The sequence below is a fragment of the Salinimonas iocasae genome, from assembly GCF_006228385.1.
GTDB classification, from domain to species: Bacteria; Pseudomonadota; Gammaproteobacteria; order Enterobacterales; family Alteromonadaceae; genus Alteromonas; species Alteromonas iocasae.
Window position 1 is genome coordinate 2317617 of record NZ_CP039852.1, and the last position, 23525, is coordinate 2341141.

At 49.3% G+C, this 23525-nt stretch carries 23 protein-coding genes; 11 read left to right on the top strand and 12 right to left on the bottom strand.

Annotated elements, in window-relative coordinates; genetic code table 11:
• Positions 1–28 precede the first annotated feature (28 nt).
• Genes mfd through FBQ74_RS10205 form a run of 3 tightly spaced genes read left to right on the top strand, consistent with a single transcriptional unit; the run spans position 29 to position 5356 of the window.
• Positions 29–3520 carry a transcription-repair coupling factor gene (mfd, locus tag FBQ74_RS10195; RefSeq protein ID WP_139756576.1) on the top strand — a complete coding sequence of 1164 codons (3492 nt, stop codon included), beginning with the start codon at positions 29–31 and terminating at the stop codon, positions 3518–3520.
• A complete protein-coding gene (locus FBQ74_RS10200; RefSeq protein WP_139756577.1) occupies positions 3521–4831 on the top strand; it encodes a CsiV family protein in 1311 nt (436 codons plus the stop codon).
• Complete coding sequence (locus tag FBQ74_RS10205) at positions 4832–5356, top strand: cob(I)yrinic acid a,c-diamide adenosyltransferase (protein WP_139756578.1); 525 nt, start codon at positions 4832–4834, stop codon at positions 5354–5356.
• Positions 5357–5393: 37 nt separating this feature from the next.
• On the opposite strand, the gene FBQ74_RS10210 is transcribed toward FBQ74_RS10205, so the two are convergent.
• Positions 5394–6767 (bottom strand): SLC13 family permease, encoded by a 1374-nt coding sequence (locus FBQ74_RS10210; protein WP_139756579.1) that lies wholly within the window; start codon positions 6765–6767, stop codon positions 5394–5396.
• The gene (nagZ, locus tag FBQ74_RS10215; protein ID WP_139756580.1) at positions 6751–7746 is read right to left on the bottom strand and encodes a beta-N-acetylhexosaminidase; all 996 of its coding nucleotides are present in this window, start codon (positions 7744–7746) and stop codon (positions 6751–6753) included. The genes FBQ74_RS10210 and nagZ overlap by 17 nt, the downstream gene beginning before the upstream one ends.
• A gap of 75 nt (positions 7747–7821) precedes the next feature.
• On the opposite strand from nagZ, the gene FBQ74_RS10220 reads away from it, so the two are divergent.
• Together FBQ74_RS10220 and ybaK are read left to right on the top strand one after the other, a co-directional pair.
• The gene (locus FBQ74_RS10220; RefSeq protein ID WP_139756581.1) at positions 7822–10113 is read left to right on the top strand and encodes a penicillin acylase family protein; all 2292 of its coding nucleotides are present in this window, start codon (positions 7822–7824) and stop codon (positions 10111–10113) included.
• Positions 10113–10580, top strand: a complete 468-nt coding sequence (gene ybaK, locus FBQ74_RS10225) for a Cys-tRNA(Pro) deacylase (RefSeq protein WP_139756582.1) — start codon at positions 10113–10115, stop codon at positions 10578–10580. Before FBQ74_RS10220 ends, ybaK begins: the two co-directional genes overlap by 1 nt.
• On the opposite strand, the gene FBQ74_RS10230 is transcribed toward ybaK, so the two are convergent.
• Positions 10570–10959 carry a rhodanese-like domain-containing protein gene (locus tag FBQ74_RS10230; RefSeq protein ID WP_139756583.1) on the bottom strand — a complete coding sequence of 130 codons (390 nt, stop codon included), beginning with the start codon at positions 10957–10959 and terminating at the stop codon, positions 10570–10572. The genes ybaK and FBQ74_RS10230 overlap by 11 nt on opposite strands.
• Positions 10956–11729: a sulfite exporter TauE/SafE family protein gene (locus FBQ74_RS10235; protein WP_139756584.1), complete on the bottom strand. Its 774-nt coding sequence runs from the start codon at positions 11727–11729 to the stop codon at positions 10956–10958. Before FBQ74_RS10235 ends, FBQ74_RS10230 begins: the two co-directional genes overlap by 4 nt.
• A gap of 74 nt (positions 11730–11803) precedes the next feature.
• Between FBQ74_RS10235 and FBQ74_RS10240 the strand changes: the two genes are divergently transcribed.
• From FBQ74_RS10240 to FBQ74_RS10265, 6 genes are all read left to right on the top strand, one after another.
• Positions 11804–12679 (top strand): MBL fold metallo-hydrolase, encoded by an 876-nt coding sequence (locus tag FBQ74_RS10240; RefSeq protein WP_139756585.1) that lies wholly within the window; start codon positions 11804–11806, stop codon positions 12677–12679.
• Entirely contained in the window at positions 12669–13085 is a 417-nt protein-coding gene (locus FBQ74_RS10245; protein WP_139756586.1) for a YeeE/YedE family protein, read from the top strand. Before FBQ74_RS10240 ends, FBQ74_RS10245 begins: the two co-directional genes overlap by 11 nt.
• Positions 13086–13096: 11 nt before the next feature.
• Positions 13097–13516, top strand: a complete 420-nt coding sequence (locus tag FBQ74_RS10250; protein ID WP_139756587.1) for a YeeE/YedE family protein — start codon at positions 13097–13099, stop codon at positions 13514–13516.
• A 4-nt stretch (positions 13517–13520) separates the two neighbouring features.
• A complete protein-coding gene (locus FBQ74_RS10255; protein ID WP_139756588.1) occupies positions 13521–13832 on the top strand; it encodes an ArsR/SmtB family transcription factor in 312 nt (103 codons plus the stop codon).
• Between the two features lie 272 nt (positions 13833–14104).
• Complete coding sequence (gene cspE / locus FBQ74_RS10260) at positions 14105–14317, top strand: transcription antiterminator/RNA stability regulator CspE (protein WP_139756589.1); 213 nt, start codon at positions 14105–14107, stop codon at positions 14315–14317.
• Positions 14318–14477: 160 nt separating this feature from the next.
• On the top strand, positions 14478–15491 hold the full coding sequence (locus FBQ74_RS10265; protein WP_139756590.1) for a S41 family peptidase: 1014 nt from the start codon (positions 14478–14480) through the stop codon (positions 15489–15491).
• An 81-nt stretch (positions 15492–15572) separates the two neighbouring features.
• Here the strand turns inward: FBQ74_RS10265 and FBQ74_RS10270 are convergent, their stop codons facing one another.
• From FBQ74_RS10270 to thrS, 8 genes are all read right to left on the bottom strand, one after another.
• On the bottom strand, positions 15573–16145 hold the full coding sequence (locus FBQ74_RS10270) for a hypothetical protein (RefSeq protein WP_139756591.1): 573 nt from the start codon (positions 16143–16145) through the stop codon (positions 15573–15575).
• Between the two features lie 133 nt (positions 16146–16278).
• Positions 16279–16578, bottom strand: a complete 300-nt coding sequence (gene ihfA, locus FBQ74_RS10275) for an integration host factor subunit alpha (RefSeq protein WP_139756592.1) — start codon at positions 16576–16578, stop codon at positions 16279–16281.
• A gap of 3 nt (positions 16579–16581) precedes the next feature.
• Positions 16582–18969: a phenylalanine--tRNA ligase subunit beta gene (pheT, locus tag FBQ74_RS10280; protein WP_139756593.1), complete on the bottom strand. Its 2388-nt coding sequence runs from the start codon at positions 18967–18969 to the stop codon at positions 16582–16584.
• Positions 18970–18987: 18 nt separating this feature from the next.
• Positions 18988–19968 (bottom strand): phenylalanine--tRNA ligase subunit alpha, encoded by a 981-nt coding sequence (gene pheS / locus FBQ74_RS10285; RefSeq protein ID WP_139756594.1) that lies wholly within the window; start codon positions 19966–19968, stop codon positions 18988–18990.
• A 309-nt stretch (positions 19969–20277) separates the two neighbouring features.
• Positions 20278–20634: a 50S ribosomal protein L20 gene (gene rplT, locus FBQ74_RS10290; protein ID WP_139756595.1), complete on the bottom strand. Its 357-nt coding sequence runs from the start codon at positions 20632–20634 to the stop codon at positions 20278–20280.
• A gap of 17 nt (positions 20635–20651) precedes the next feature.
• Positions 20652–20849: a 50S ribosomal protein L35 gene (gene rpmI / locus FBQ74_RS10295; RefSeq protein ID WP_018981376.1), complete on the bottom strand. Its 198-nt coding sequence runs from the start codon at positions 20847–20849 to the stop codon at positions 20652–20654.
• A 114-nt stretch (positions 20850–20963) separates the two neighbouring features.
• The gene (gene infC, locus FBQ74_RS10300) at positions 20964–21506 is read right to left on the bottom strand and encodes a translation initiation factor IF-3 (RefSeq protein WP_139756596.1); all 543 of its coding nucleotides are present in this window, start codon (positions 21504–21506) and stop codon (positions 20964–20966) included.
• Between the two features lie 84 nt (positions 21507–21590).
• Positions 21591–23507, bottom strand: a complete 1917-nt coding sequence (thrS, locus tag FBQ74_RS10305) for a threonine--tRNA ligase (protein WP_139756597.1) — start codon at positions 23505–23507, stop codon at positions 21591–21593.
• Positions 23508–23525: the final 18 nt, after the last annotated feature.

The following is a 23525-nucleotide window of genomic DNA, read 5'->3' on the forward strand; positions in this document are numbered from 1 at the left end:
CGTTCAACCATGTTAAGTATCAGGTGATATGACAGTAAAAAACGCCACTCTGCCACTTCCGAAAACAAAGACCGAAGGCCGCACGCAGGACCACCAGCACTGGGGGCATCTGCAGGGTAGTAGTCACGCCCTGGCCGTTGCCACTGCATTTGAAAATAGCCAGGGACCCGTAGTACTGCTCACCGCTGATACGCCTTCGGCATTGAAGCTGCAACGCGAAATCGCATTTTTTCTGCCTTCTGGCGAGAAGCACATCACGCTGTTCCCCGACTGGGAAACATTGCCTTACGACATGTTTTCGCCGCATCAGGATATTATCTCGCAGCGGTTAGAAACGCTTTACCACTTTTCCTCCCAGCGTCAGGGTCTATTTATCGTTCCGGTCAATACCCTAATGCAACGCCTGGCACCGGTAAATTATCTGAATAAATATTTGCTGATGCTGAACAAGGGGCAAACGCTGGACAGAGAACAGTTCCGGCGTAATTTAGAGCAGGCGGGTTATCTGCATGTCAGTCAGGTGATGAGCCACAGTGAATTTTGTGTACGTGGCTCAATTATCGACTTATTTCCGATGGGTAGTGAACGCCCTTTCCGTCTTGACTTATTTGACGATGAAATAGAAAGCATTCGCTTTTTTGACCCGGAGACACAGCGTTCGGCAGAAGAGGTAGACGAGATACGCCTGTTACCAGCGCGAGAGTTTCCTACCGACAAAGACGCAATTTCGCTGTTCAGACAACAGTTTCTGGACAGATTTGATGCCAGTCAGGCGCAGGAATCGGTTTTCGCACAGGTCAGTAAAGGCACTATGCCTGCTGGTATAGAATATTATTTACCACTGTTTTTCGACACTACCGCAACCTTGTTTGATTACCTGCACCCACACACCACATTGATGTTACATGGTGATTTACAGCAGGCCAGTGACTTTTTCTGGAACGATGTTAACGAGCGTTATGAGCAGCACCGGTACAATGTTACCCGCCCTTTGCTCAAACCAGACGAATTGTTCTTGCCCATCAACTCGCTGTTTGAGCACATCAAACAATGGCCGCGTATTTCATTGAAATCTTACGCGCTGGAAGAGAAAGCCGGTCAGCATAATGCGCCCAGTCAGAAGCTGACAGACATTGCCCTAAACCCACAAAAGAAACAGCAGGCCGAAGCACTGCTTTCTACGCTAAACAGCGCCGCCGGTAATAATGGCAGAACCCTGTTTATTGCCGAATCGGCAGGGCGACAGGAAAACCTGCTGGAAATACTTCGCAAAAGCGATATCCGGCCGACGCATTTTGATTCCTATCAGGCCTTTTGTGACAGTGACGCCCCGATGGGTATTGCTATTGGACTGGTAGAAAATAGTTTTACCTGGCAGGAAAAGCACTGTCAGTTATTCATTATCACTGAAACAGAGTTGCTGGGCTATAAAATCAGCCAGCGTCGACTAAGGGAAAAAAGAGCAACCACCGACGAAAGCGCGGTAATAAGAAACCTCGCTGAATTGTCGGTGGGACAGCCGGTCGTCCACCTCGACCATGGTGTGGGACGCTATATCGGCTTACAGACGCTGGATGCCGGCGGCGTGACCACCGAATACGTGTGTATTGAGTATGCTAAGCAATCAAAGCTATATGTGCCGGTATCCTCACTTCATTATATATCGCGCTATACCGGTGGCGATGTTGACCATGCCCCGCTGCATGCACTTGGCTCGGATGCCTGGAGCAAAGCCAAGCAGAAAGCTGCTGAGCGTGTTCGCGATGTAGCGGCTGAACTTCTCGATGTCTATGCGAAACGCGCGGCTAATCCCGGCTTTTCCTATAACATCGAATGGGAAGAATATCAGACCTTTGCCGACAGTTTCCCCTTTGAAGAAACTGCTGATCAGCAGCAGGCTATCAATGCGGTCATTCAGGATATGGGTAGCCCGCAGGCAATGGATCGTCTGGTGTGCGGTGATGTCGGCTTCGGTAAGACAGAGGTGGCAATGCGTGCTGCATTTTTGGCCGCCAACCAGGGCAAGCAGGTCGCCATACTGGTTCCCACCACACTGCTTGCTCAACAGCACTATGAGAACTTCAAAGATCGCTTCGCACAGTGGCCTTTCAACATTCAGGTCATGAGCCGTTTTGTCAGTGGCAAGACACAGAAATCAGTGGTTGAAGGGATCAGCAACGGCCAGGTAGATATCGTCGTTGGCACGCATAAGCTGTTAAGTAACGACATAAAATTCAGTGATTTGGGATTGGTAATTATTGATGAGGAACACCGCTTTGGTGTGCGCCAGAAGGAAAAATTCAAATCACTGCGTGCCGACGTTGATATTCTGACGTTAACCGCAACTCCGATACCCCGAACACTGAATATGTCACTTTCGGGCATGCGCGACTTATCTATTATTGCAACCGCACCTGCCAAGCGGTTGTCTATTAAAACCTTTGTGCAGCAGCGGAACAAGCCGGTCATTCGCGAAGCTATCATGCGTGAAATTTTACGGGGTGGTCAGGTATATTTCCTGCACAATGAAGTAGATACTATCGAAAAAACGGCGCAGGAAATTGCCGAAATTGTCCCTGAAGCCCGCATCGCCATCGGTCATGGCCAGATGCGCGAGCGCGAGCTTGAGTCTATTATGAGCGACTTTTACCACCAGCGTTACAATGTGCTGGTGTGCACGACGATCATTGAGACTGGTATCGACGTGCCAACAGCTAACACTATTATTATGGACAGAGCGGATAATCTTGGCCTTGCGCAACTGCACCAGTTGCGGGGACGTGTAGGACGATCCCACCATCAGGCGTACGCTTATTTACTGACCCCTCACCCCAAACGTATGACACGCGATGCTGCCAAGCGATTAGAAGCCATTTCTAATCTCGAAGATTTGGGGGCGGGCTTTGCGCTGGCAACCCACGATTTGGAAATACGTGGGGCCGGTGAACTGCTCGGCGATGATCAGTCTGGGCAAATGGCCACTGTGGGTTTCTCATTATATATGGACATGCTCGACCAGGCCGTCACTGCATTGAAGGAAGGCCGTGAGCCCTCCCTTGATGATAGTCTGGCGGGTCAGACAGATGTGGAACTTCGGATACCGGCTCTTCTGCCTGAAGATTATATTGCTGATGTTAATACGCGGCTTTCTTTATACAAACAACTGGCTAGCTGTAATACAAAAGATGACATTGACGAATTCCAGGTTGCGCTTATCGACCGCTTCGGATTGTTACCTGATGCAGCCAAAAATCTGGTTAAAGTAGCAGAACTGAAACTTATCGCACGCTCGCTGGGCATTTTAAAAATAGATTTGTCTGCTGCCGGCGGTACGATAGACTTCAGAGAAGATACCAGCGTAGACCCTGGTTACATTATAAAGCTGGTACAAACTAAGCCAGACACATTCAAATTTGAAGGCAGTCAGAAGCTGAAGATTGTAAGCCAAACTGATTCAGCTAAAGATCGTATCGCCCTTATCGAAGGAGTGCTTAATGACTTTTCCCGGGAGACGCGCTAAATGAGACGTGCGCTGTATTCATTCATTGCCCTGTCGCTGAGCATACTGCCAGTGGCCGCACATGCTCAGCAGGATTGGTGGTTTGATGTAGAGGTTATTATCTTTGACCGTGGTCAGGCACTTACATCACTTAAGGAACAATTTGAATACGCACCTGATTTGGGCAAGCCCCAGGCTCGCTGGGATTTGCTCAGTGCCTTATTTCAGCCCGATATCAGCCGCCTGAAGCAAACATTACCACTTTGTGGGAAACCCGCCTCTCCGTTATGGGTAGAGGCGCAGTCTCTGCCTATGATAACTGGCTATCGGCCGGTCTACGATCTGGATGAAATGCTCGCCGATAGTCAAGTAACGACAAGTGAGGACTCAGCAGCAGGTAATAACCTGAATAGCGGCACAGCACTTTCAGGCACCACACCAGGTGCCAGCACAGTTACACTCTCTGAGGCTGCCCGCCTCTGGCTGGAATTTCATGGTCCGGCCCCTCAAACTATACAGATACCTGAAGTCAGGTTTTGCGAACCGGATAGGGCCTGGATGAGCTGGCAGGACAATCAGTGGACAATCTATCAGCCTGATAACCGTCTCCCCTACCCCGATGAAATGCCAGTGGTACCTGAAGGTCGCGACGATTTTGACGGCACGCCCCATGTATTGCCCGGTGATGCTCGTGAATTAACAAAATTATCTCAACAGATTCGTCAGACGCGCGGGCTGACCCGTTTGCTGCATACCACCTGGCGTCAGCCTGTTACGTTCGGTCAGGAAAAAGCCGCGTCGGTGCGATTATTTGCCGGGCGCGATTACAGTGATGCGTTTACCGAACAGGGATTGGAAAAAACAGAACTGAAGATACTGGCGCCTGCTGACGACGCCAAAGAAAGTAATACAGCAGAGCAGGAGGATTTTTTCTCTGCTTTGCGTAAACGGCTGCAAAATGCTCAACCGGTAAGCTTTAACCAAATGATGGCAGCAGCCCAGTCAGGTGAAGAGGAAAGCAATAATGCGCCGCCCGATGCCACATTATCAGGTGCAGGCGGTCCAATCTGGCAGGTTGACGGGTATTTAAAAGTGTATCTGAAAAATATTAACCGGGTTCCCTATCTGCACATTGATTCCAAATTGTTCTATCGCCAGCCAATACCTGTTGATGCAAACGCAAGTGCAGATACCCAGCCTGAATATGAGCTGGTAGCGGTGCCCTTCCATCAGATGCGCCGGGTAATCAGTAAGCAACTGCATTACTTCGACCATCCGTTGTTTGGCATGGTAGTTAAAATCAGAAGATTCAAAACGCCGGAGGGCTTTTAGATGAAAATTTATACCCGTGGCGGTGACAAGGGGCAGACCCGTATTTATGCCGACAAGCCAGTCAGGGTCAGCAAGGATGATGACATCCTGAGCTGTTACGGCGATATTGATGAACTGAACAGCCATATTGGTGTGCTGATCAGTTTATCGGATATCCATCAGGATTATCTGCAGCATATTCAGCAGCATTTGTTTCAGCTGGGGTATGTTATCTCCGCAACCTCTTCCTTACACGATAATGATGTGACCGCGCTCGAGCAGCAAATAGACGCTCTGAGTAATACGCTTCCCGAACAAACCCACTTCATTTTGCCTGGTGGTAACCATGCAGCAGCACAGGCGCATGTTTGCAGAACAGTCTGCCGCCGCGCGGAAAGAACCCTGGTACGGGTGGCCAGAGACCATGATGTCAGCGCAGCGGCGCTGGCGTATATCAATCGGCTGTCAGACTACTTCTTTGTACTGGCGCGTAGTCTGAATCATCAGGCAAACATTGCAGATGTCGGTGTGCCAACCAAAGCTTAACGCGCCACGCCTTTTAGCACAGCAATTTAGCTACGCCTTACCATAGTCGTGTCACGGCAATACCTGCCGTGATGACAAATGCCATTACCACGTTTAATACTGCCCCTTCGCGAGCCATTTGCTTAACGGTGAGCTCACCACTGCTGTAAACAATGGTATTGGTAGGCGTAGCCACAGGCATCATAAATGCACAACTGGCGCTGATAGCGGCTGGCATCATCAGTATCAGAGGGTCAACATCGATAGCGATCGCAGCCCCGGCCAGAATAGGCATAAGCAGTGTGGCTGTGGCGGTATTTGAAGTAACCTCGGTGACAAAACTGACCACCAGACACAGTACCAGCAATACGCCAAGAATCGGATAAATACCTACACCGCTGAACGCCTCGCCCAGCAGCCGGCTCAGACCAGATTCGGTAAACGCACCGGCAAGACAGATACCGCCCGCGTATACCAGCAGCAGTCCCCACGGAATACCGGTCGCCGTATCCCAGTCCAGAATCTGGCCCGGCTTTTCTTTTTCGCCATCAGGAATTAAACACATGAGAATGACACCTGCTATGGCAATAGTGCTGTCACCAATGTTGGGCATGCCCAGCCACTGGGTCCAGTAAGGCCGGAAAATCCACGCCATCGCAATAGTGCCGAAGGCAATCAGTACCCGGCGTTCAGCAGTCCTCCAGGGTCCCGCCTTAGGTAAATCTATAGCGGGCATCGGACCGACATTTCGGGTCAGCCATAATGCCATTACCGGGATACCCGCCAGAACGATGGGGATCGCAGTGCTCATCCAGTTTAAAAAACTGATTTGCTCACCGGTGGTTTGGGTATACACGCTCATAAATATGATATTGGGTGGCGTGCCGATCGGCGTACCAATACCGCCTACACTGGCGGCGTAAGCTACGCCAAGCAGTAGTGCAGTAGCAAGACGGGGCGACTGCATTGAGTTGATAATTGCCATAGCTATAGGTAGCAGCATCAACGCGGTGGCTGTGTTTGAGATCCACATACTAAGCAGCGCCGATGTGAGCATAAAGGCAATAACCAGACGTCGTGCACTACCTGCGCCGGTAAGCTGAATCATATAAACCGCCAGACGCCGGTGAACGCCCGACTTTTCCAGCGACTTGGACAGCATAAATGCCCCCATCAACAACAGGATCACATGACTGCCCAGCGCACTGGCGGCCTGGTTATAGGTCATTACACCGGCCATGGGAAAGGCAACAAACGGTATAAGCGCTGTAAGCCCTATAGGTAGCGCCTCAGTGATCCACAGCATCGCCACCAACACTGTCAGTCCACCGGTAACAGCCTGTTCATCGGTTAGTCCTGTTGCTGCCAGGTACATCCACACGGCTGCACTGCCAAGTGCACTCAGCCCAATCCATTTATAATTTTTGGTCATAGCGTGCTAATAATTTTTTGGCGTGTTGATAATGATTATTTGCATCCGCGGCCGGGCGGCGGGCAAGCATTGCTTCCAGACGCGAGTTCGGCGCATCAAAGCCGGTTAAATTGTCCAGGATATGAATCGCACCGGCCGCATTATTGCACGCCAATACCATATCGCACCCGGCAGTTAACGCTGCTTCTGCACGCTCTGTATAATTCCCGGCGACACTGGCACCATGCATGGATAAATCGTCAGAGAATATCACCCCGTCAAACTGCAACGACTGGCGCAGCATGGTTTGCAACCAGAAAGACGAAAAGCCGGCGGGTTTATCGTCTGCCTGTGAATAGATAACATGAGCCGGCATCATCGCATCAATATCGGCGATAAGCGCGCGAAAAGGCTGCATATCCACAGCGTTTATTTCATCAGGATCACGCTCATCCACCGGCAGCGCCACATGAGAGTCAGGCGCAACGCTGCCGTGTCCCGGAAAATGTTTGGCGGTAGCAGGCATGCCCTGTTGCTGCATAGCCTGAATCAGGGGGCGGGCTAATCTGATAACCTCCTCCGGCGCGTCGGAAAAGCCTCGATCTCCTATCACTTCAGACTGACGGTTTACATCCAGTACCGGCCCGAAACTGAGATCAATACCAACCTGTTTAAGCTCCCAGGCAAGCACATGTCCGCAGGCTGATGCCAGCGCTTCCTGGTCGGCATCGCTACTGGCCACCTGTGCAATTTTGCCCATAGCGGGAATAGCGGTAAATTGCTCTCGAAAGCGCTGAACCCGGCCACCTTCATGATCGACACCAATAATCAGACGCCGGCCGGCCGCTCGTTGAATCTCTTGCGTCAGGGCCTGAACCTGAAGTTTATCGTGGTAGTTGCGACTAAATAAAATAACGCCCCCGACCAGGGGGTGCTGCAAAATCTCCCATTCTTCTGCGCTTAACTCATAGGTTGCACAGTCGAGCATTAACGGCCCCATCTAGACTCCTGCTGGTTTATTCTTCAATTAGCGCGTGATACCCGATAGGATAGAGAAAAACAAGGAGTAACTCACGTGCTAAATTGGATGAAATGGTTATTTATCAGCCTGTTGATTTTATTGCTGCTGGCCGCCGGTGCGGCTTTTTTTACCTTCAACCAGAGTCTGCCAGCGCTGGAGGGTGAGATACGTGCCCCCGGTCTTCAGACAGAGGCTGAATTAGCCAGAGACGCACTTGGCCAGGCAATCATCCAGGCAGGTTCCAGACAGGATGCGGCATATGCACTGGGTGTTGCGCATGGTCAGGATCGTTTTTTTCAGATGGATTTACAACGCCGGGCTGCCGCGGGTGAGTTATCCCAATGGGTTGGAGAACGCGCCCTTGAAATTGATAAGCAAGCACGGTTTCATCAGTTTCGCCAGCGCGCGCGAGATATTCTGGCAGCGCTGCCCGCTACGCAGCGTCAGTTGCTCCAGCGTTATTCCCAGGGGGTTAATTTTGCCCTGGAGAATATGGGTTCAAGACCTTTTGAATACTGGCTGACATTTTCAACACCGAAACCATGGACGCCCGAAGACAGCTTGTTAGTGGTATACAGCATGTATATGGATTTACAACTTGGGCAGGTAAATCTTGATTTAGCCAGAACCGGGCTTACTCGCTATTTTGGCCAGCCAATGCTCGATTTTTTAAACGCCCCTTCCCAATATCAGGCGGCATTGGATGGCAGCACGCTTCCCCGTTATAAGGGCGATATTCCCAGCCCGGATTCCTCGTTTACAGCATTGTGGGAAGGTACCGCACCGCCTGATATCGGCAGTAATAACTGGGCTGTCAGCGGCGCGCTGACGAACTCTCAAAGCGCGATGGTTGCTAATGATATGCATCTGGGCTTGCGTGTGCCGATAATCTGGTACAGGGCGCAATTAAATTACCCCTCTGCAAGCACAGGCGATCAGATACAGCTAACCGGCGTTACCCTACCTGGCCTGCCAGGCGTCGTAGTGGGCACGAATGGCAAAATAGCCTGGGGCTTTACCAACGCAAATCTGGATAATGTTGATTGGATTGCGCTGGATGATAACGACGAAACCTGGCAGGTTATTGAAGATATCGCACTTCCTGAGGATAGTTATTCCTATAACATTACCATGAGCGAGTTTGGCCCGGTTAAAGAGGTGGATGGTCAGCGCTATGCGCTGAAGTGGGTCGCTCACCAGCCTTACGCTGTCAATTTGAATATTATCAACCTGGATGAGGCTGATACGGTCAGCAAAGCTGTTAACGTTGCAGGCAATATTCGTATTCCTGTACAAAGTATGGTGATTGCCGATTCATCCGGCAATATCGCCTGGACGCCGGCCGGTGCTGTCACCTCACGGAATTCGCCAACACGCTTTGCAATTCCTGTAGCGCAATATGATCAAAACTGGTCACAAAATGCGTCGCAGCTTCCCGTTTATCAGTCACCTGAATACCCGCGAATCTGGACCGCCAATGCCAGAGTTATCTCTGCTCAGGAATTACAACGCTTTGGTGATGGTGGCTATGCGCTGGGTGCCAGAAATCAGCAGATAAAGCAGCGCCTGATGGCTAAGGATGAATTTAACGAACAGGACTTTTACGCGATCCAACTGGACAATGAAGCGTTGTTTTTAGAACGCTGGCATAACCTGTTAGTAACGACGCTTGAGCAGGCTGACGATGATTATACGCAGGCGCTTGCAGCATTAGAAAACTGGCAGGGATGCGCCTGCGCCTCCTCAGCAGGCTACACGCTGGTAAAACATTTCAGAAGCCAGCTGATCAATATACTTTTATCGCCGGTATTCACCAGACTTGAAACCAGCGGGTACAAGCCAAACGGACTCCTTCGCCAGGTCGAGCCAGCTATCTGGCGGCTGCTTGAAGAGCAACCTTCTGACTGGCTGCCTGCTAATGTTCCGAACTGGCAGGCATTAAAACGTCAGGCGTTTGATAAGAGTGTGGAAGACTTGCTCGCAGACGCTGGTCCCGACAGTACGATTAAAGACCTTAACTGGGGAAGTGTTAACGCACTTCAGGTTACGCATCCGTTTGCCGGTACTGTACCTGTCTTAGGAAAGCACCTTAATATGCCTGTGGTTAAGGGTTTTGGCGATACCTTTATGCCCGCCGTTCAGGGCCCGGCATTTGGCGCATCGCAACGCTTTTTTGTCCGCCCGGGTAATCTTGATAAGGCTATTCTCACGCTTCCAGGTGGCCAGTCCGGCCATCCCCTTTCACCTTTTTATCAGACGGGCTTCGATGATTACGCGACCGGTGAGGATACCCCTCTGCTTCCCGGTGATACAATTTACTCACTTACTTTGAAACCGGCGCTCTGATGACACCCGCGATAGAATTGTTACAGCGAAAGAAAATACCGTTTACCGTACACGAGTTCGGCCACGACCCTTCGTCGAGCTCTTACGGTGAGGAAGCAGCCAGCAAATTGAATGTCCCGCCTCAACAGGTATTTAAGACACTTCTTACCCGACTGTCGGACGACAGACTGGCGGTTGCACTGGTGCCGGTTTCAGCGATGCTTGATACAAAGAAGTTAGCCTCAGTATGCGATGCCAAAAAAGCGGCGATGGCCGATCGTGACGCTATCAGCCGGCTTACCGGCTATCTGCCCGGTGCTGTCAGTCCGCTGGCTCAGCGACAGCGTCTGTTTACGGTAATCGACGAGCAGGCTGAGTCGTTAAGCGCACTTTATGTCAGCGCAGGCAAACGTGGCGTAGATATCAGCCTTTCTCCCACAGATTTGTTGACACTGACAAACGGCGTGTATGCCGCTATCAGCAAATAGTTACATCTTTAAGCTCAGCCACCGGTAGCCCGGCCTCCTGCCAGGCCTGGTAGCCTCCTTTTACAGAATAACAGCGGTTAACGCCCATATTCTGCAGTGACTGTGCAGCAAGAACAGACCTCGCACCTGAACGGCAATACAAAAACACCGGCATTGCCATTTTTCGTTCACTGCAGTTATCAAGCAATCCGACTATTTTACTTTCAAGAATCCCCCGGGGACAGCATACAGCTGACGGTATGACGCCCTGCTCCCATTCACCCGGCTCTCTGATGTCAATCACTAAACAGGGGGAGTGAAGTGCCTGTGAGAGCGCTGTGACATCGACTTCTTTTACATCCTTTACGATGTCGCTGACGTACTGCTGAAATGATTTCATAGTAACTCCTGACCTGGTCCGAGAAACGTTCTGATGACAAAAAATGCAGCGATAAATATCAAACACCATGCAAACAGGTGACGTATTCGCTGTGCCGGTAACCTGCCTGCGATAAACTGACCGGCGATCACGCCTGCGATGCCAAAGCCACATAATGTCAGTAACACCATGCTGTGCCATTGCGGAGCGTTATCAGTAGCAATCAACGTGACCGCAGCAACCAGAGTGTTCAGTACAATCAATACCAGACTTGTTGCGGTCGCCCGCACCATCGGCAGGCTGGCAAATAGCACCAGAGCAGGCACAATAAGAAAGCCTCCCCCGACGCCCACAAGACCAGTTATGGCTCCCGTACCGGCCCCTACCAGAAGAAGTTTCATTGCGCTGGCTGCGCCAGCACTGTGCTCTGGAGACGCCCGCAGCATTCGGGTAGCGGCGATGATCATCAGCAATACCAGAATCCCTATTTGCCACTTGGCAGAGATAACCGCGCCGACCATCGCGCCTGCTGCCGCCGCTGGTGCACTGGATACAGCAAATAGCAATAAGGTTTTGCTGTCAGGAATGCTGCCACGGCGACGCAGATTTAGCAGCGTACCGGTAAACGCAATGACGCCCACCACCACCAGTGAGTGTGCAATAGCGGTCTTTTCGTCCAGTCCGACAAAAAATACCAGCACGGGTACGGTAAGAATCGCTCCGCCGGCCCCAAGGATACCCAAGCTTAGGCCAATTATTATTCCACTTAGCATTGTTAAAATGACAATCACACTTGCAAACCACACTCTTTATTTCGTATATTGTAAATATACAATTTAAAGTAAACAGTTTGCAAGGTTTCCTTATGACAATTCACATCAAAGCGTTTTATGACAAAGCCACCGGGACGGGCACGTACGTGGTTCATGATGTACTGACAAGGCAGGCTGCGGTTATTGATCCGGTACTACATTTTGATAGTGCAGCGGGCACAGTGGGCACCCGGCTTGCTGATGAGCAGCTCTCGTACGTAGACACTGAAAACCTTCAGCTGAAATACGTTTGCGATACCCATGCCCACGCCGATCACTTGAGTGCGGCGGCTTACCTGAAGGCTAAGTCCGGCGCTAAAACGGTAATAAGCAAAGGTATAGGTGAGGTTCAGGCCCGTTTTTCACAACGCTTTAATAAGCCGGTTGTGGCTGACCTTTCCACCCTTTATGACGTGCTGGTTGGAGAAGGTGACACACTCACGCTCGGAGATGTAGCCATTAACGTTATCGCTACGCCCGGCCATACTTCTGACAGCACCAGCTATTTAATTGAAGATAATATTTTTGTTGGTGATACGCTATTTATGCCTGATGTCGGCACGGCCCGCTGCGATTTCCCGGGCGGTGATGCGGCGCAGCTTTACAACAGTATTTCGCGCATTCACTGTTTGGATGACAACACGACCATCTGGGTATGTCACGACTACCCGCCTTCACACAGAAAGGCAAGCCTGCACACCACAGTAGCGGAAAGTCGCCGTTCTAATATCCATGTTAATGATAATATGAACGAAAGTGACTTTATAGCAGTACGCACAAAGCGTGATAGCTCTCTGGCAGTACCGAAATTGTTGTACCCTTCCCTCCAGGTGAATTTGTGGGGTGCGCAGTTGCCAGCTCCCGAAGCAAACGGTACACGCTATATAAAAATCCCTCTAACCACGAAGGAGAACGCAAATGCAAACTGACCTTTTCGTGCAGGCATTTCTGGGCGGCATGCTTATTGGTGCCGGGGCGCTTGTACTCATGCTGTTCAACGGACGAATAGCAGGCATATCAGGCATTACGGCGTCAGCATTTACAACAAAGGTCCAGGAGGGAGGCTGGCGCTGGGCATTTCTTGCCGGCCTTATTGTGGCACCGCTCATCACCGCAACCCTGGGTTATGAGCTACCTGACAGAATTCCCGGCAGCTTACTGACACTTACCGCAGCCGGCATCCTGGTGGGGGCCGGCACTCGGCTGGGTTCCGGCTGTACGAGCGGACACGGGATATGCGGGCTGTCACGATTATCCTTTCGCTCGCTGATTGCCACACTACTGTTTATGGGCAGTGCGATTGTGACTGTCTCGCTGGTTCGCTACGTTTTTTAAAGGACACCACCATGAAACAGATTTTAACCGCTTTAATAGCAGGATTATTGTTCGGTGCAGGCCTGACGGTGTCCACCATGGTGGATCCGCTGCGAGTACTGGCGTTCCTGGATGTTTTTGGTGACTGGGATCCCACCCTTGCTTTTGTCATGGGTGGTGCATTGACAGTTTACCTGCCGGTCTATCAATTTTTTATCCGACCTGCCGGACGTACCCTGTTTAATGAACCCTGTCATTTGCCGGATAAGAAAAAACTGGATGCCCCACTACTGGGCGGAGCAATTATGTTTGGTGTTGGCTGGGGGCTTAGCGGTATCTGCCCTGGACCTGGTATCGCCAACCTCACTCAGGGCTCGGTAGAAATATTCGTGTTCATCACAGCGCTATTGATTGGTATGATTGGGGTTAAACGCGCCAAAAGGTCATACTGATTTTATGAATCCACAGGAAATGGCAGAAAATGCAGGTTTTGCCGCTGAATTACTTCGGGCGATGGCAAACAAACATCGTCTGATGTTGTTGTGCTTGCTGAACGACGGAGAGCGTTCGGTAACACAACTTAACGAGGTGATTCAGATCCCGCAGTCCAGCTTGTCACAACAACTGGGTGTGTTGCGAAAAGAAGGCCTGGTGAGCACCCGCCGGGATGCACAGACAATTTATTATTCGCTGGCCAGCAAAGAAGTTAAAGCTGTCATACAAACGCTTTATGACTTGTATTGCACGCCTGCACCTGATGAAGCGTGAGCTTTTGGTATCTCATAGTCATACCGCAACCTCCAGGCAGACGATGTATTTTCACCATATAGATAAATAATTTGAAAATAATGCTGGACAGCCCCTGCGATTCTCTATACTCTGCACGGGCTTTAGATATTAAAGCACTTTACTACTACTGCACTGTTTTTTCTCTATTCCCTTTTTTAAAGTCGGCTTTAGATTTACATATGCGCTATTAGCTAAGTTCTATCTATTGCACCAAATTATTTTTTCAAACTTATTTAAAAAAGGCGATGATTATGTCAGCTCAAGAAACTGGTACAGTTAAGTGGTTCAACGAAGATAAAGGTTTTGGTTTCATCACTCCAGAAAATGGCGGCAAGGACGTTTTCGTTCATTTCCGTTCAATCGTTTCTGATGGTTTCAAAACACTTAACGAAGGTCAGACAGTGACTTTTGAAGTTGAACAAGGCCAGAAAGGTCCTCAGGCGAGCAACGTTACTGTTGCATAAGACGCTTGAAAAGTGATTTTAAAAAAAGCCGGGCTTAGCCCGGCTTTTTTGTATCTGAAATCAGGTCTGGATTTTAATTTTCTTAATACTCCCTTCCCCTCACTCCTTGAAATATATGCCTGAGAACAAATATTAAGCGCATAACCTGCAAGGAAAGCTCATGAAAAACAATATCGTCGCCATTATTCTTTCTGCCTGTATAGCGCTGTTCTGCCTTCCTTTACATGCCAGCGTGGACGACCAGCCTTTGAGCACACAGGAAGTAGAGACCGCTCTTCAGACACTGGTACGAACAATCGACAGTCAATACCTCAGCGATAAGCACCGCACCAGAATTTCACGTAAAATCCAGCGTGCAATCAGTGAGGGTGAGTTTGAAAACAGCTTTACCTTCGGCCGGTTCAAACGAAAAGTGGAAGCTATGCTTATTGAGGCAAGTGGCGATACTAACTTTGAAATTCATTGGCGCGCCGGCATGACCGGTATTGCGGAAAAAAAACCTGAGCCTTATCCCGGAAGCCTCCAGAGGCAGATTTTTGATAATGACATCGGCTATATTGCCGTTGAGGGTGATATGCTTTCCAATGGCTGGCAGGCGGAATGGAACCAGGCCATCAGTAAGCTTAGTAGATCGAAAGCGCTGATTATTGATTTACGCCATGCCGGATCGATGTCCCTGACACTTTCACAGCATGTTCTCAACTATTTTATTGTGCCGGGCAATACGATTTCTGAGGTAAGGTTTGCCGGAAATAAACATACGAGCTTAGTGACAGAAAAAACTGCTGACAATCCATTTGATGCAGAGCTTCCGGTGTATATTATCACCTCACCGTTTATAGCTGGCCCGTGGGAGCTTGTTGCCTACACGATGAAACACATGGATAGAGCAACCCTTGTGGGGATGCCAACAATGGGATTGGGCTATATGACCAAAACTGTCGCGCTTAGCCCACATTTAAATATTGTGCTTGCTCATGCGGAGTTCAGGCATCCTGCCACACAGGACAACTGGCAGGACTGGGGCGTGCTTCCCCATGTTAAATGCGAGAGTCATGATGCACTTAAAGCTACATTGACACTTATAAAGAATAAGGTTGATAGTGCGAACGGCGAGGACAAACACACCGGCAGGGTGCTCTGCGAAACTAATACTAACGTTAAGGCGAACTAGCTCGTCGCGGGTATTTTGCTGCAATAAGTGTAAAAACGCGTCACCGATTTGAACGCCCTATGATGAGCAAAGTGGCTGAGTCTATTCAACGTTATCGCTAAGGCTATTCTGTTTACCCTGGCGAGACTTATAACGCTCCTGCCACAGTTTTTTAGCAGCCTCGCGGTGCTGTGCGGTAACCTCTTGGCCCTCGGCCAGGGTAAGCGCTATCTTTTCTATAATATCATCACGTTTTTTAATAATTGCATCCGCTTTGGCAAACATGCTTTTAGCTTCTGGGTATTCAGCTTTGAGATCATCAATGGGCTCAAGCTGCTGATAACGCTTTTCGAACGCTTCATTAAATAAATCGCGTTTTGCATTAAATATCACATATTCACGGGCCTGATCAGACTCAAGATAGGCTAAATCTTTTTTGCTCAAACCAGCCTGCTCACCCACTTCGTAGCCCTTATCCAGCCAATCATTAACCAAGTCAGAATCATCATTAACAACGGCCTGCTTCACCCCACCGGCCAGATCACTGGCTGTGAGAATATCCATCACTGTTATGACCGGAACCGGCTTTTCACTGGCTGATTCATCGGAAAGCCATATAAAATATCCGACAACGCCAATGGCGATAACGGCCAGAGCAATAACTGCTTTATTCATAACTACCTCTGAATGCGAACAATCCCGTCTGTCTTTGAAAACGGCTTACCCTAGCCTGTTCACTTCTGTTAGTAAAGAAACACAAAAAAAGCGGGTAACATCGTTACCCGCTTTTTATTCAAATCAACAGCTATTATTCAGCTGGCGGCTTAGAGTTTTCGACCCGACTTTTAAGTTTTTGACCCGGGCGGAATGTCACGACTCGGCGGGCTTTTATCGGGATATCCTCACCCGTTTTCGGGTTTCTTCCCGGCCGTTCGTTTTTATCCCGCAAGTCAAAATTACCAAAACCGGACAACTTCACTTGTTCACCAGATTCAAGCGCTCCTTTGATTTCCTCGAAAAAAGCCTCCACTAAATCCTTAGCGTCTTTTTTATTGATACCCAGTTTTTCGAATAAGTGTTCAGCCATTTCGGCTTTGGTCAATGCCATAGTTTACTCTCTTAACGCTGCCCCGAACTCGGTCTCTAGCTCTTTTACCACGGTATCTACCGCTGCCTGAATCTCTGCTTCTTCCAGAGTCTTCTCCGGATTTTGCAAAATAAGGGACAGAGCCAGACTTTTAGAACCGGGCGCTATTCCCTTGCCTTTGTATACGTCGAACAAGTTTAGGCCAACTAGTTGATTTACGCCAATTTTTTCTACATGAGAAAGAATGGCTCCCACAGAAACTTCATCTTTCACCGTTATCGCTATATCTCTACGGTTTGCAGGGTACTTTGAGATCGCTTTTGCCGCAGGTAATTGCCTGTTAGACAACATGTTAAGGTTAAGTTCGAATAAAAATGGTCGGCCATTTATACCCACCAACTTGGCAAATTGAGGATGCAATGCGCCTACCCAGCCAATTATTTCATTACCCAATAAGATACGAGCTGTCATTCCGGGGTGCAGTGCAGAATGCTCTGCCGCGTCAAACGTGATTTCGGCCTGCCTGCCAGTTAATGCAAGCAGTGCTTCGACATCGCCTTTGGCATCAAAAAAGTCAACCGCATCATCGCCGCTTTGCCAGCTTTCCGCCTCGCGACGTCCCAGTAACAGACCGCCTAACACTGACTGTTGGGAAACGCCTGCGGTCTCTCCTTCCTCAGGAATAAAACGCAGTCCTGTTTCAAAGAAACGAACCCGCGCTTGCTGGCGTTTCTGGTTATAGGCTGCCGCCTGCAACAATCCTGGCCATACGCTCACGCGCATCACAGACATATCTGATGCAATAGGGTGTGGTAAAACCATACCTTTCACATCCGGAAACAACGCATCCTGAATCTTAGGGTCAACAAAGGAGTAAGTAATCGCCTCTGAATAGCCCCTTGTTGTCAGCATGGATTTGAACACATCTGGCGCGATCTTACCTTCAGATGCCGGCAGCATCGACAAGCTGGCTGTAGGTGCAACATTGGGAATATTGTTGTAACCATATACCCGTGCGACCTCTTCAATAAGATCTTCTTCGATGGCAATATCGAACCGATAGCTGGGTACTTCAGCCTGCCATTCATTATCAAGTTGCGTAACAATAAGCCCTAAACGAGTCAGCATCTCGGTTACTGTAGCAGTGTCTATCTGAACACCCAGCACTCGCTCCAGGCGAGACTGGCGCAACACCACAGTACGTGCCTGTGGTAAATGTGCATCGCTGACCGCTTCAGCAACCGGGCCCGGCGAACCACCACATATCGCAGTGATAAGCGATGTGGCTCTTTCCATAGCATCACGCTGTAACTGTGGATCTACACCCCGCTCATAGCGATGTGAGGCATCGGTATGCAAGCCGTACTGGCGCGCCCGGCCAGTAATAGCATCTGGCGCAAAAAAGGCACTTTCAAGCAGAATGTGCTGCGTATTTGTATTAACACCGGATTCAAGCCCGCCAAAGATACCTGCCATTGCCAGCGCTTTTTTCTCATCGGCGATTAACAGCGTATCAGTGTTTAATGTCGGCGTGGTCTCATCCAGCAATGTTAACGTTTCACCGTCGGTAGCAAGACGAACATGAATATCGCCTTCAATACGGTTCAAATCAAACGCGTGTAGCGGCTGACCTAACTCCAGCAATACATAGTTTGTGACATCAACGATGGGGTCGATACTACGAATGCCACTACGGCGTAGCTTTTCAGTCAGCCATAAAGGTGACGAAGCGGTCACATCAACATCTTTGATTATCCGGCCCAGATAGCGTGGACACGCTTGTGGGTCATCCAAGTGTATAGACACTTTATCGTCAATGCTGGCAGGTACAGGCTCAATAACCGGCTCGGTCACATCAAGATTATTCAATACGCCCACTTCGCGCGCGATTCCGCGCAGGCCCAGGCAATCCGCCCGGTTTGGTGTTAAGTCAACATCGAGGCTTTTATCGTCCAGATTCAGATACTCGCGTAAGTCTTTGCCTACGGGCGCATCCTGAGGTAACTCGATAATGCCGTCGTGGTCATCACTGATGCCCAGCTCTGAAAAACTGCACAGCATGCCAAAAGACGGCTCGCCACGAAGTTTGGCCTTTTTAATTTTAAAGTTACCCGGTAATACCGCACCAACAACGGCCACGGCGACCTTGATGCCCTGGCGGCAATTCGGCGCACCGCACACGATATCAAGCAGCTCGTCGCCGTCGACGCTAATTTTTGTCACGCGCAACTTATCTGCATTCGGGTGCTGGCCACATTCAACCACCTCGCCGACAACAACGCCCGTAAATTCACCGGCGACGTCAGCAACGTCATCCACTTCCAGACCTGCCATGCTCAACTGTTCAGACAGCGCATGGGAAGACAACTGTGGGTTTACCCACTCTCTCAGCCAATTTTCACTAAATTTCATAAACTACTCTGCCCTGCCTTAGTTGAACTGTTTAAGGAATCGAAGATCATTTTCAAAAAATGACCGCAGGTCTGTTACGCCATAACGCAACATTGTCAGGCGCTCAACCCCCATCCCAAAGGCAAAGCCGGTATATTCTTCCGGGTCAATATTCACGGCTTTGAGAACATTAGGGTGTACCATTCCACAGCCCAGTACTTCCAGCCACTGACCATTTTTACCCATTACATCAACTTCTGCTGAAGGTTCAGTGAATGGGAAGTAAGACGGTCTGAAACGAACCTCCAGCGACTCTTCAAAAAAGTGATGGAGAAAGTCATGCAGAATACCCTTAAGCTCGGTAAAGCTCACATTCTTATCTACCATCAAGCCTTCTACCTGGTGGAACATTGGCGTATGGGTCTGGTCGTAATCGTTTCGGTAAACGCGACCCGGCGAGATGATGCGAAGCGGTGGTTTCTCAACTTCCATCGTGCGTATTTGTACGCCGGAGGTTTGTGTGCGAAGCATGATATCCGGGTTAAAGTAGAAGGTATCATGGTCAGCGCGCGCCGGGTGATTTGCAGGAATATTCAGCGCATCAAAGTTATGAAAGCTGTCTTCGATTTCCGGTCCGGTTTTAGTGGCAAAACCCAACTGCGAAAAGAACGATTCAATTCGAGCAATGGTTCGACTTACAGGGTGGATTGTACCGGGTTGTTCGACACGGCCGGGCAATGTAACGTCAATCGCCTCCTCTGCCAGCTTGCGGTTCATCTCCTCAGAGCGAAGTGCATCGCCTTTAGCGGCAATAGCCTGTGCAATAACCTGCTTGGCCTGATTGATTTTCTGGCCCGCAGCCGGGCGCTCTTCTGCAGATAACTTACCCAGGCCTTTAAGCTGTTCGGTAAGCTTACCTTTTTTACCCATGTACTCGACCCTAACCTGATCGAGCGTTGCTGCGTCTTGGGCAGCGTCAATCTGACCTTGCGCCTGACTGATAATCGCTTCAAGTTCCATGATGTCCTCAATATGGCGATTGACGGGATGCTCTGTCTTATTACCAGAGTGCGTCTGAACTTCAAAACCTATAGTTTACACGAGTGATAAAACCTACCGCTACCCTAACGGGCTGATAAATCCGGCAATTATTAAAATAAATCGTGATAGCGCAGAATAAACACACTGTCAGAGGGAAGAAGATGTGGTCAGAAGAGATAAAAATGCTAAAAGCGATGATGTAATTGCTTTTGGGGTGCGGAAACGAAAAACGGCGAGCATCCTGCTCGCCGTTTCCCGAAAGAACTTAAACTTAATTTAGTTAAAAAATTAAGCTAATGCGCCTTTAGCCGCTTCGACTAATGCGCTGAATGCTACCTTGTCATGTACAGCGATGTCAGCAAGGATCTTACGATCGATTTCGACAGACGCTTTTTTCAGACCGTTGATGAAACGGCTGTATGACATGCCATTTTGACGAGCCGCAGCATTGATACGTGCAATCCACAGTTGGCGGAATTGACGCTTACGCTGACGACGGTCACGATATGCATACTGACCAGCTTTAGTTACTGCCTGTACCGCTACGCGAAATACGCGTGAACGAGCACCGTAATAACCTTTAGCTTGCTTTAAAACTTTTTTGTGACGTGCACGTGCGATTGTGCCGCGTTTTACTCTAGCCATTATTCAGTCTCCTCGTCTTAAACGTAAGGCAGCATGCGCTGAACCAACTTGGTATCCGCGTCATGAACCAGTTTCTTGCCACGTAGATGGCGTTTACGCTTAGTACTCTTCTTGGTCAGAATGTGACGCAAGTGAGACTGCTTGCTTTTAAAGCGGCCAGAGCCCGTTTTCTTAAAACGTTTGGCGGCACCGCTGTTTGATTTCATTTTAGGCATTGCTAAAACTCCGCATTGTTTACTATCAGCTACTCTGGCGTGCAGTCACCATTTGGCCGGTTACATTATGCAGCAAGGTGTTTTGGGGTGCAGATTCCCAAAAACTTTAGACCATTACTGCTTCTTATTTGGGGCGAGCACCATGATCATCTGACGGCCTTCCACACGACGTGGGAAAGACTCGCAGTTAGCAATCTCTTCCAGCTCGGTACGAATCCGATTCAGAAGTTCAATGCCGATCTCTTGGTGAGCCATTTCACGTCCGCGAAAGCGAATCGTGACCTTGGCTTTATCGCCACCTTCCAGAAAGCGACGCAGGTTGCGCAGTTTTACCTGGTAATCGCCTTCATCAGTGCCAGGGCGGAATTTAACCTCCTTGACCTGAATTTGCTTTTGCTTTTTCTTTTGCTCTTTCTGAGCCTTACTTTTTTCAAAGAGGAACTTGCCATAGTCCATAACTTTACAGACTGGCGGCTCGGCATTTGGACTAATTTCTACAAGATCCAGACTCGCTTCTTCAGCGGTTTGCGTTGCTTCTGCTAGCGAAACTACGCCAATCTGTTCACCATCTTTGCCGATAAGTCTTACTTCTCTGGCTTTGATTTCATCGTTTATGCGGGCTTTTGCGCCCTGAGCCTGTTTGTTAGCGCCTTTAATGTGCTATTCCTCCAAAAATTAATTCTTTATGCCTGCCGGTGTCGTCACGACCTGACAGGCAACTTTTCAAACCTTAAACGACAACTACTTAATTGTCTTTTCACCGATTTCCTTACCAGCAAGCTCGACAAATGCGTGTAGGCTCATTGTGCCTAAATCTTCACCGCGTCTGGAGCGAACTGCCACTTCGCCAGCTTCAACTTCTTTATCGCCAACGACCAGCATATACGGAATACGTTTTAAGGTGTGCTCGCGGATTTTAAAGCCTATCTTCTCATTTCTCAAGTCAGACTTTGCTCTAAACCCAAATTCCTGCAATTTTTTGACAGTTTCGGTCACATATTCGGCCTGACTGTCGGTAATATTCATCACGACCATCTGTTGTGGTGCCAGCCACAACGGGAAGAACCCGGCGTACTCTTCGGTCAGAATACCGATAAAACGCTCCAGTGACCCAAGAATAGCACGGTGAATCATCACCGGTACTTTACGTTCGCCATCTTCAGCCACATAAGTTGACCCTAAGCGACCCGGCATTGAGAAATCAAGCTGAACGGTGCCACATTGCCATGCCCGATCCAGGCAATCATGCAGGGTAAACTCAATTTTAGGACCGTAGAACGCCCCTTCACCCGGCTGATAGTCAAACTCGATGTCGTTAGCTTTAAGAGCTTCGGCCAGCGCAGCTTCTGATTTATCCCAGATTTCGTCCGAGCCAACACGCTTTTCAGGACGGGTTGACAGTTTAACAGCCACCTTATCAAAACCGAATGCTGCGTAGGTCTCATAGACCATCTTAATACAGCCGCTGACCTCTTCAAGGATCTGCTCTTCGGTACAGAAAATGTGTGCATCGTCCTGGGTAAAACCACGTACACGCATCAATCCATGCAGTGCACCAGAAGGTTCGTTTCGGTGACAACAGCCGAACTCAGCCATACGTAACGGAAGGTCACGATAGGATTTCAGGCCCTGATTGAAAATTTGAACATGACCCGGACAGTTCATAGGCTTTATCGCGTATTCACGCTTTTCAGACTCGGTAGTAAACATGTTCTCAGCATATTTATCCCAGTGGCCTGACTTTTCCCATAAACTGCGGTCCATCATTAACGGGCCTTTTACCTCACCGTAATCGTACTGGCGAAGCTTCTGACGCACGAATGTCTCAAGCTCAGTGTAAATTGACCAGCCGTCATTGTGCCAGAACACCATACCCGGCGCTTCTTCCTGCCAGTGAAACAAATCCAGTGTTTTACCGATCTTGCGATGGTCGCGCTTTTCCGCTTCTTCAAGGCGCTGTAAGTATGCTTTAAGCTGCTTTTTATCAGCCCAGGCTGTACCATAAATACGCTGCAGCATCTTATTATCGCTGTCGCCGCGCCAGTATGCTCCGGCAACTTTCATCAGTTTAAAATGATGGCAAAACTTCATTGAAGGTACGTGCGGGCCGCGGCACATATCCACATATTCTTCGTGATGGTAAAGGCCCGGGCGATCATCCTTACTGATGTTCTGGTCCAGAATTTCCATTTTATAAGATTCACCGCGCTGCTCGAAGGTATCGCGCGCTTCCTGCCAGCTGACTTTCTTTTTCACCACGTCATAGTTGGTTTTGGCCAGCTCAAGCATACGCTTTTCCAGCTTTTGCAAATCTTCCTGACTTAGCGAATGCTCCATATCCACATCGTAATAGAAACCATTGTCTATCACCGGCCCGATTGCCATTTTAGCATCTGGCCATAATTGCTTTATTGCATGGCCGATAAGGTGCGCACAGCTGTGACGAATGATTTCCAGACCATCTTCATCTTTTGCAGTGATAATTTGCAGTTGTGCATCATGCTCGATGATATCAACAGCATCGACGAGTTCGCCGTTCACTTTTCCGGCTATCGTAGCTTTAGCAAGCCCCGGACCGATGTCGGAAGCGACATCCAAAACAGAGACGGGGTTTTCGAAAGCACGCTGGCTTCCATCAGGAAGGGTAATTACAGGCATTCTATTTCCTTTACAGTG

Coding starts and splice junctions, on each gene's coding strand:
- mfd (WP_139756576.1), top strand. CDS start 29: ATGACAGTAAAAAACGCCACTCTGCCACTTCCGAAAACAAAGACCGAA.
- FBQ74_RS10200 (WP_139756577.1), top strand. CDS start 3,521: ATGAGACGTGCGCTGTATTCATTCATTGCCCTGTCGCTGAGCATACTG.
- FBQ74_RS10205 (WP_139756578.1), top strand. CDS start 4,832: ATGAAAATTTATACCCGTGGCGGTGACAAGGGGCAGACCCGTATTTAT.
- FBQ74_RS10210 (WP_139756579.1), bottom strand. CDS start 6,767: ATGACCAAAAATTATAAATGGATTGGGCTGAGTGCACTTGGCAGTGCA.
- nagZ (WP_139756580.1), bottom strand. CDS start 7,746: ATGGGGCCGTTAATGCTCGACTGTGCAACCTATGAGTTAAGCGCAGAA.
- ybaK (WP_139756582.1), top strand. CDS start 10,113: ATGACACCCGCGATAGAATTGTTACAGCGAAAGAAAATACCGTTTACC.
- FBQ74_RS10230 (WP_139756583.1), bottom strand. CDS start 10,959: ATGAAATCATTTCAGCAGTACGTCAGCGACATCGTAAAGGATGTAAAA.
- FBQ74_RS10240 (WP_139756585.1), top strand. CDS start 11,804: ATGACAATTCACATCAAAGCGTTTTATGACAAAGCCACCGGGACGGGC.
- FBQ74_RS10245 (WP_139756586.1), top strand. CDS start 12,669: ATGCAAACTGACCTTTTCGTGCAGGCATTTCTGGGCGGCATGCTTATT.
- FBQ74_RS10250 (WP_139756587.1), top strand. CDS start 13,097: ATGAAACAGATTTTAACCGCTTTAATAGCAGGATTATTGTTCGGTGCA.
- FBQ74_RS10255 (WP_139756588.1), top strand. CDS start 13,521: ATGAATCCACAGGAAATGGCAGAAAATGCAGGTTTTGCCGCTGAATTA.
- cspE (WP_139756589.1), top strand. CDS start 14,105: ATGTCAGCTCAAGAAACTGGTACAGTTAAGTGGTTCAACGAAGATAAA.
- FBQ74_RS10265 (WP_139756590.1), top strand. CDS start 14,478: ATGAAAAACAATATCGTCGCCATTATTCTTTCTGCCTGTATAGCGCTG.
- FBQ74_RS10270 (WP_139756591.1), bottom strand. CDS start 16,145: ATGAATAAAGCAGTTATTGCTCTGGCCGTTATCGCCATTGGCGTTGTC.
- ihfA (WP_139756592.1), bottom strand. CDS start 16,578: ATGGCATTGACCAAAGCCGAAATGGCTGAACACTTATTCGAAAAACTG.
- pheT (WP_139756593.1), bottom strand. CDS start 18,969: ATGAAATTTAGTGAAAATTGGCTGAGAGAGTGGGTAAACCCACAGTTG.
- pheS (WP_139756594.1), bottom strand. CDS start 19,968: ATGGAACTTGAAGCGATTATCAGTCAGGCGCAAGGTCAGATTGACGCT.
- rplT (WP_139756595.1), bottom strand. CDS start 20,634: ATGGCTAGAGTAAAACGCGGCACAATCGCACGTGCACGTCACAAAAAA.
- rpmI (WP_018981376.1), bottom strand. CDS start 20,849: ATGCCTAAAATGAAATCAAACAGCGGTGCCGCCAAACGTTTTAAGAAA.
- thrS (WP_139756597.1), bottom strand. CDS start 23,507: ATGCCTGTAATTACCCTTCCTGATGGAAGCCAGCGTGCTTTCGAAAAC.